This is a genomic window from Cohaesibacter celericrescens (genome assembly GCF_002866925.1).
GTDB lineage: Bacteria > Pseudomonadota > Alphaproteobacteria > Rhizobiales > Cohaesibacteraceae > Cohaesibacter > Cohaesibacter celericrescens.
On sequence record NZ_PKUQ01000039.1, the window covers coordinates 1 to 2373 of the forward strand.

Sequence of the window (2373 nt, forward strand, 5' to 3'; positions counted from 1 at the left end):
AACCGTGATCCATGCAACAACGCCTGGATTCTATAATCCACGCAGAAGGCATTCAACATTGGGATGGAAAAGCCCCTTGGCTTTCGAGAAAAGAGCAGCCTAAATGAGCACTTGGAGCGGAACGAAACCGTGACAGGTCCATGTCTGGCACGCGGCAGTTTTGCGCCGTCTTGAGCTACGTTTTCTAAAACGAAAATTTGCCACACTTTTTTCCACATAGATTTCAGGCGGATGCAAGTTTATTGGTAACTCAATGTCTCACTCTTTGCTTGTGATACATCTTGATACAATTAATTTTTCAAACAGCAAAGATTCAAGATAATCATTGCTACGCATGAATCTTCTAAGGTTCTCAAGTTAAGCAACATTTCGATCTTTGCCATCAGAAACACAAGTTGTAAAAGCCCATTCAAATTTGAACCCTAATGGTTTTTTGACGCGTGTCCTGACAACCATTCAATTTACTTTCGGCATAAGATGGATTGATTTTATCTGGCAGGGTAACAACCAGTTTATGAAAAAAATTCAAATAGAGGCCGTATTTAAGAATGTAAAAGTCCTTATCAAAAACGGGGAGATAAGCAAAGCAAAAACCCAATATGAATTGATCTTAAATGCATTCCCTAGCAACAGGCGTCCCCAACAAGGGTTGGCCAATTTGACCAAATTGGTGCCAAGCAATAATCAAGCTCACTTGCAAAGAAAAGCGCTATTAAAAGCCCAGCTTAACCAATTAGAACTTCTTCAAAAACGTGGAAAAATGAACCATGTTTTTGACTATGCGCAAAACTTGGTCCGCGAGCATCCAGAAGAGGTTTTGGCTTGGAATTTCCTTGGAAGCTCTAGCTTGCTGTTGGGGCGGTTTGATCATGCGATCACCGCTTTCAAGCAAGTAACGCAACTTAATCCAAATTTTACAGGAGGATTCAATAACCTTGGTGTAGCGCTCCTACAGAAGGGCAAATTGGATGAGGCCATCGACGCGCATAAAATTTCTTTATCTCTCACTCCCGAAAATCCCGACGCTTATTATAACTTGGGGTTGGCTCTGTATAAAGCGGGAAAGCTGGATGATGCCATTGAGGCATATAACACCGCCTTTTCGCTAAAGCCTGAAGACATCAATATTAGCCTCACTCTTGGAGCCATATTCAAAGCGCAAGGGAATAAAAAAAAAGCCATCAACGCTTTCAAAAATGTTCTGTCCGTCGACCCGAGCCATACTGGGGCACATCGCAGTTTGAGTACTTTAGTTCGATATAAAGAAGCAGATCCTCATATTGGACAGGTTAAACGGCTTTTAAATAGGTCAGGCATAACTGATGAGGATAAATTCCAATTACACTTTACACTTGCCAAAATGCAGGAAGATACAGGAGCGCTAAAAGAAGCAGTTCACCATTATAAAACAGGGGGCGCCATACGCCAAAAAATGGTGGCTTACAACTTCAAACAAGATCAAGATCTGTTCTACCTCATCAAGAAAGCAGCCCCCGACATTAAGAACAATGCATTAACGCCCCAATATAGAAAGGTGGCAGCTGGCCCAATTTTCATTCTGGGTATGCCACGCTCAGGGACAACTCTTGTAGAGCAGATTCTCTCCAGTCATTCTAAAATCAGCGGTGCAGGAGAGTTGAGATTTCTAAAACAGTTTGGTGGTGCCATCAACACAGGCGTCGAAAAGGCAAGTACTGAGAATCTCATACAAGTTAGGCAGTCATATTTGGCAGAATTAGCAAAGTTCTCAAAAGGTCTCCCCTTTGTTACAGATAAAATGCCACACAATTTCAGGCTGATCGGCCTGATCTGCAGCGCCTTGCCTGAAGCCAAAATCATTCATGTTAAACGAGATCCTGCAGCGACATGCTGGTCGAATTTCAAGACATTCTTCTCAAGTAGTGGCCTTGGCTATAGTTATAATCTGCAAACCGTCACTCAATATTACAGGCTTTACCTAGATTTAATGGCCTATTGGGAGAAAATATACGGAAATAGAATATATGCTCTTGATTATGATCAGCTCACCAACAATCAAGTCCAGGAAACAAGAAAGCTTGTAAATCACCTTGATCTGGAATGGGAGGATGCGTGCCTATCGCCTCATGCCAACAAAAACGAAGTTCGGACGGCTTCACACCAACAAGTTCGTCAGAAAATTTACAAGGGCAGTTCTCAAAAATGGCGAAATTTTGAGCCATTCCTTGATGGTGCATTTGATTTACTATCGGAAGAATCGTAACTGGGACAAGACCAGCCACGGGTTGGCCACTCGCCCGGTCTGAGAGCTGGCCAACCTGCGAATAGCAATGTCAGCTTGCCTGGGAAAGCTCATCTCTGAGCAGGTCTACTGCATTGGATGATGATGGAATC

Annotated in this window: 1 protein-coding gene; it reads left to right on the forward strand. The window is 42.9% G+C overall.

Features of this window, described 5'->3' with window-relative positions; genetic code table 11:
* Positions 1 to 376: 376 nt before the first annotated feature.
* On the forward strand, positions 377 to 2242 hold the full coding sequence (locus C0081_RS16685) for a tetratricopeptide repeat-containing sulfotransferase family protein (RefSeq protein ID WP_146006488.1): 1866 nt from the start codon (positions 377 to 379) through the stop codon (positions 2240 to 2242).
* Positions 2243 to 2373 lie beyond the last annotated feature (131 nt).